The sequence below is a fragment of the Phormidesmis priestleyi BC1401 genome (genome assembly GCF_001650195.1).
Lineage (GTDB): Bacteria > Cyanobacteriota > Cyanobacteriia > Leptolyngbyales > Leptolyngbyaceae > Phormidesmis_A > Phormidesmis_A priestleyi_B.
Window position 1 is genome coordinate 1 of record NZ_LXYR01000127.1, and the last position, 4,025, is coordinate 4,025.

The following is a 4,025-nucleotide window of genomic DNA, read 5'->3' on the forward strand; positions in this document are numbered from 1 at the left end:
CCACCTCAATTCCTCGCTCTGCCATCATTTCTTCCAAATCCCGGTAGCTCAGAGGATAGCGGCAATACCACCGCACATTCAACACGATGATTTCGGGCAAGAAGTGCCGCCATTTGAACAGAGAGTCAGTCGTCATTTAGAGCAAGGCTAGAAAAAATTAAGCTTCCCTACCTTACTATTTTTGCGACACAACCGGTTTTTGGGGGATTGGGGCAAAAGCTTTGTGCGGATGCTAAGAAACTGGCTTGAGCCGTTGCAGTTTCTTTAGTGATCCTTTATGAGAACTCATGTTAGCATCTATTCAGTTTCTTGGAAGTACCTCTCAAGTAACTCAAAAGGAACGATGTTGATAAATTAACTAGAGCGAATAGTATGAGAGGAACCCTAGATGGATGCTGATAAGATGGCGAAACGGGTCAACTTAACCCTCTCCGATGCCTATTACTCTGATTTGCAGAGATGGGCAGAGAATCGAGGTGAGCCTGTGGCTACGTTTGCAACGTACCTTCTGAGGCTAGCGATCGATGAGGCTAGACGGGCTGGGGAGGTGCCCGATCTTGACCCAAACAAACCTTCCACTACTGAAAATAAAGGTAAATAAACCTGTAAGATTCTCGATCAAACAGACGTACTAAACGAGAGCAGCAAATTAGGAGGAGCGGTCGCTCATGACTCAAACACTCACTAAACCCACAGACCAGCGAATCGTCTTGCAAGGGACGTGGGAGCATTTCAAACACCTCCAAAAAGGGTATGAAGAAATCTCCCGTGCAAAGCTGACTTATTACAACGGGACGATTGAGATTCTCATGCCCGGTGAAGACCACGCCACATTTACGCAGGTGATCGGCTATCTGATCGTCACCTTTCTGATTGATAGAGGTATCCCATTCAAACCTACGGGCGACAAGACTCAAGAGCGAGAGGGTGAAGTCTCTGCACAGGCAGATCAGTCTTACTGGATTGGCAGTCTTAAGCCGATTCCTGATCTCGCGATCGAAGTCGTCTTCACCAGTGGCAATGCTGCCAAACTTCCTAAATACCGTGCGTTAGGCGTATCTGAAGTGTGGTTTTGGGAAGATGGCACGTTAGCGCTCTATCACCTGAGACAGGATAGCTATCAACGCATTGATCGGAGTGAGCTACCAGGTTTAGAGGCTCTAGACTTAGACCTGCTAAAGCGCTGTATTCTAATCGGAGAAACCGACCTAGGTCGGGCGGTTCAGATGTTTCGAGAGCCGCAGGAGGGCAACCACCAATGACAGTCAGTGGAAAACTTGAACTCACCATCAAAATCAACGAACTGCCAAACGCCGCCACGGTTGAGAATGGCTGGAAGTCCTTTGAGATTGACTGCGATGGGCAGATTGTCTCTGTCACCGTCAAGCCTAAAGTCTGGAAAAAGCTAGAGGATGCTCAGGCAAACTTTCCGATGTGGGTTGCTGCCGTCGCTGGGAAGATGGGGCAACCGACAGAAAAAGGTTTTGTGTTGGCAGAGCCAAGCATACAAGTCTTTGAGAAAAAGCCTAAAGAACCTGCTGTAGCAGGGTAGGAGCGGTTGCCATGACCCAAGCAAAACAACGGTTTAGAACGATTGAGGAATATCTCGACTATGACGACGGCACTGATACCCATTACGAATTGGTTGATGGGAAATTAGTTGAGATGGGTGCTGAGAAGAGATTGAATGAAAAGATTGCGCTGTGGCTGCTGAGTCAGCTTCTCCAGTTTGTGCCGATCGACCTTATTGCTAGAGGGACGCAAATTTCGGTACGGGGCAAGACTGCAACGGCTCGTAATCCTGACCTAATGATTCTGACTGAAGAGTTAGACCAGATTTTAAGTCAGCAATCGCAGTCTCTTATTACCTTCGATATGCCTGCCCCGGCACTGGTGGTCGAAGTTGTCTCTCCGGGAGAACCTGGCACCGATAACTACGATCGCGACTATGTTGATAAACCGAAAGAGTATGCCGCAAGGGGCATTCCTGAGTTCTGGCAGATTGATCCGAGTCGATCGGTGGTGATCGTGCTGACTCTGAAGGATGGAGCTTATCAGTCTAGAGAGTTTCGAGGCAGCGATCGTGTCCTCTCTGTCGCGTTCCCAGACTTACAGCTAACGGCTGAACAAATTCTGAGGGCTGGCAGATGAAAATAATTGCTTCATTCTCAAGAACAGGTAGTACGATTGATCGCAACATCACCACTATAAATATAAAGCAACCGCCACGCTCGGAAGAATGTGGCGGTTTTGTGTTTAAAAGGAGTTTCTTATGGCTCAAATTCCAGTCACATCGATCCGGTTGCCCCTTGATTTGAAATCTCAAATCAAAGAAGTCCCTGGAGGTAATCTCAGCGCTTTTCTGGTTGAAGCTGCCAGGAAGGAAATTGCTCTGATTCAAAAATCAAAAAACTCCCGCAGCTTGAACCACGGGAGTTTTTAGAATATTCGACTCTTAAGTAGCGGAAAGTTTTCCACGACATGACGCTACTTAGGAACCTGTTCAGACCCCTATCAAGCATCTAGATAGATTGCCTAAACAATATGATGGCTCAAAAGTGCAGGGTTGTGCAAACCCGCAAGCAAATAATTTCAGAGATTGACTCGCCGATCAACTCATCCAATATATCAGAATCCCCACCAACTTACCGGGAATTATCGGAGCCTCCAGCAGTCCCGAAATCAATTGCTTTAAGGCTTTTCCTAGCTAACTGGGCTGCCACATTTATCACCTACTTGCCATATTGCCAATTTACCTCCCTGTTGGTTGATCGCCTGCTTCAGATTGTTGAAGGAGATGCACGATGATCTCCACGGGAAGTAAGCCAAAGCCCACCAACAAATCAGATTCCTGTCCTGTCTGTGGCGACGTGAAAGGCAAGTGCAGAACCTTTGCAGACAAGCCATTAGTGCTGTGCATGACCGCTGATTTTGCCTCCGGCTGGAAAGAGTTCGGCTCCACCAAAGATGGGCTGTGGACGCAATTTTCTCCCGAGACCGGGCTACCCTTTGATCGCCATGCGTGGCAGCAGCGCCAGCGGCAAGAGATGCCCGTCGCGCTGCCCCAGACGATGAGTCTAGAGGAGCGAGATCGGTTCTACCGGAATTGGCTGGCGAACGGTTTACTCAACGAGCGAGACCGTGCTGACTTGCAGCGCAGAGGCGTCACAGACCCTTCGATAATCGCCTTATCCTGTGACGTTGGCTATGCAGTTCCCTTCAAAGGATTAGACGGCAAATATGTCGGGGCACAATGGCGCTACGCCCATCCGGGCGAGGGCGGTCGCTACCGTTGGCACAACCTCCCCGGCGGCAAGCAGTTCCCCGGCACCCATGAAATGCCGCTCGCGGTTTACAAAGTTGACCAGCCAACGATGCTGGTTGTGTCGCAAAAATAGTAAGGTAGGGAAGCTTAATTTTTTCTAGCCTTGCTCTAAATGACGACTGACTCTCTGTTCAAATGGCGGCACTTCTTGCCCGAAATCATCGTGTTGAATGTGCGGTGGTATTGCCGCTATCCTCTGAGCTACCGGGATTTGGAAGAAATGATGGCAGAGCGAGGAATTGAGGTGGGTCATTCCACCCTCAATCGTTGGGTGCTGAAATTTGCCCCTGAACTGGACAAACGCATTCGACCGTTCTTGAATCCCACGAATGACTCATGGAGAGTGGACGAGACTTACATCGAAGTGAAAGGAGCGTGGAAATATCTTTACCGCGCTGTCGATTCAATGGGCAACACGTTGGACTTCATGCTGAGCGCAAAGCGGGACGGTAAAGCAGCAGCCCGGTTTTTCCGCAAAGTGCTGAAGGCGACTCATACTCAAACACCCCGCGTGATCACCGTCGATAAAAATGCTGCCTATCCGGTGGCAGTCGAAGCCTTGAAAGGCGATGAAACGCTGGCAGCAGAGACAGAATACCGGCAGAGCAAGTACCTGAATAACATCATCGAGCAGGATCACCGCAACATCAAGCGATTGACAAAGCCAATGATGGGATTCGGCTCATTCAACACAGCGAGA

At 49.2% G+C, this 4,025-nt stretch carries 7 protein-coding genes and 1 pseudogene; 6 read left to right on the forward strand and 2 right to left on the reverse strand.

Annotated features, from left to right (window positions below):
• Positions 1–136, reverse strand: a pseudogene (locus tag A8707_RS25710) (IS6 family transposase); the annotation flags it as partial.
• Between the two features lie 252 nt (positions 137–388).
• Between A8707_RS25710 and A8707_RS25715 the strand changes: the two are divergent.
• From A8707_RS25715 to A8707_RS25730, 4 genes are all read left to right on the forward strand, one after another.
• Complete coding sequence (locus A8707_RS25715; RefSeq protein WP_082906514.1) at positions 389–601, forward strand: ribbon-helix-helix domain-containing protein; 213 nt, start codon at positions 389–391, stop codon at positions 599–601.
• Positions 602–668: 67 nt separating this feature from the next.
• The gene (locus tag A8707_RS25720) at positions 669–1,262 is read left to right on the forward strand and encodes a Uma2 family endonuclease (protein WP_068820258.1); all 594 of its coding nucleotides are present in this window, start codon (positions 669–671) and stop codon (positions 1,260–1,262) included.
• Positions 1,259–1,552: a fertility inhibition FinO-like protein gene (locus A8707_RS25725; protein ID WP_068820260.1), complete on the forward strand. Its 294-nt coding sequence runs from the start codon at positions 1,259–1,261 to the stop codon at positions 1,550–1,552. The genes A8707_RS25720 and A8707_RS25725 overlap by 4 nt, the downstream gene beginning before the upstream one ends.
• A gap of 11 nt (positions 1,553–1,563) precedes the next feature.
• On the forward strand, positions 1,564–2,151 hold the full coding sequence (locus tag A8707_RS25730; protein ID WP_068820262.1) for a Uma2 family endonuclease: 588 nt from the start codon (positions 1,564–1,566) through the stop codon (positions 2,149–2,151).
• A gap of 601 nt (positions 2,152–2,752) precedes the next feature.
• On the opposite strand, the gene A8707_RS30060 is transcribed toward A8707_RS25730, so the two are convergent.
• Positions 2,753–2,962: a hypothetical protein gene (locus A8707_RS30060; RefSeq protein ID WP_156518888.1), complete on the reverse strand. Its 210-nt coding sequence runs from the start codon at positions 2,960–2,962 to the stop codon at positions 2,753–2,755.
• Between the two features lie 85 nt (positions 2,963–3,047).
• Here A8707_RS30060 and A8707_RS30065 point away from each other — a divergent pair, with 85 nt between their 5' ends.
• Positions 3,048–3,398 (forward strand): hypothetical protein, encoded by a 351-nt coding sequence (locus A8707_RS30065; protein WP_156518889.1) that lies wholly within the window; start codon positions 3,048–3,050, stop codon positions 3,396–3,398.
• Positions 3,399–3,437: 39 nt separating this feature from the next.
• The coding region (locus A8707_RS25740) for an IS6 family transposase (RefSeq protein WP_068819877.1) at positions 3,438–4,025 on the forward strand (588 nt) is incomplete at its 3' end.

Excerpts from the sequence above, each read along its gene's own strand:
- A8707_RS25715 (WP_082906514.1), top strand. The coding sequence starts at position 389 with ATGGATGCTGATAAGATGGCGAAACGGGTCAACTTAACCCTCTCCGAT.
- A8707_RS25720 (WP_068820258.1), top strand. The coding sequence starts at position 669 with ATGACTCAAACACTCACTAAACCCACAGACCAGCGAATCGTCTTGCAA.
- A8707_RS25725 (WP_068820260.1), top strand. The coding sequence starts at position 1,259 with ATGACAGTCAGTGGAAAACTTGAACTCACCATCAAAATCAACGAACTG.
- A8707_RS25730 (WP_068820262.1), top strand. The coding sequence starts at position 1,564 with ATGACCCAAGCAAAACAACGGTTTAGAACGATTGAGGAATATCTCGAC.
- A8707_RS30065 (WP_156518889.1), top strand. The coding sequence starts at position 3,048 with ATGCCCGTCGCGCTGCCCCAGACGATGAGTCTAGAGGAGCGAGATCGG.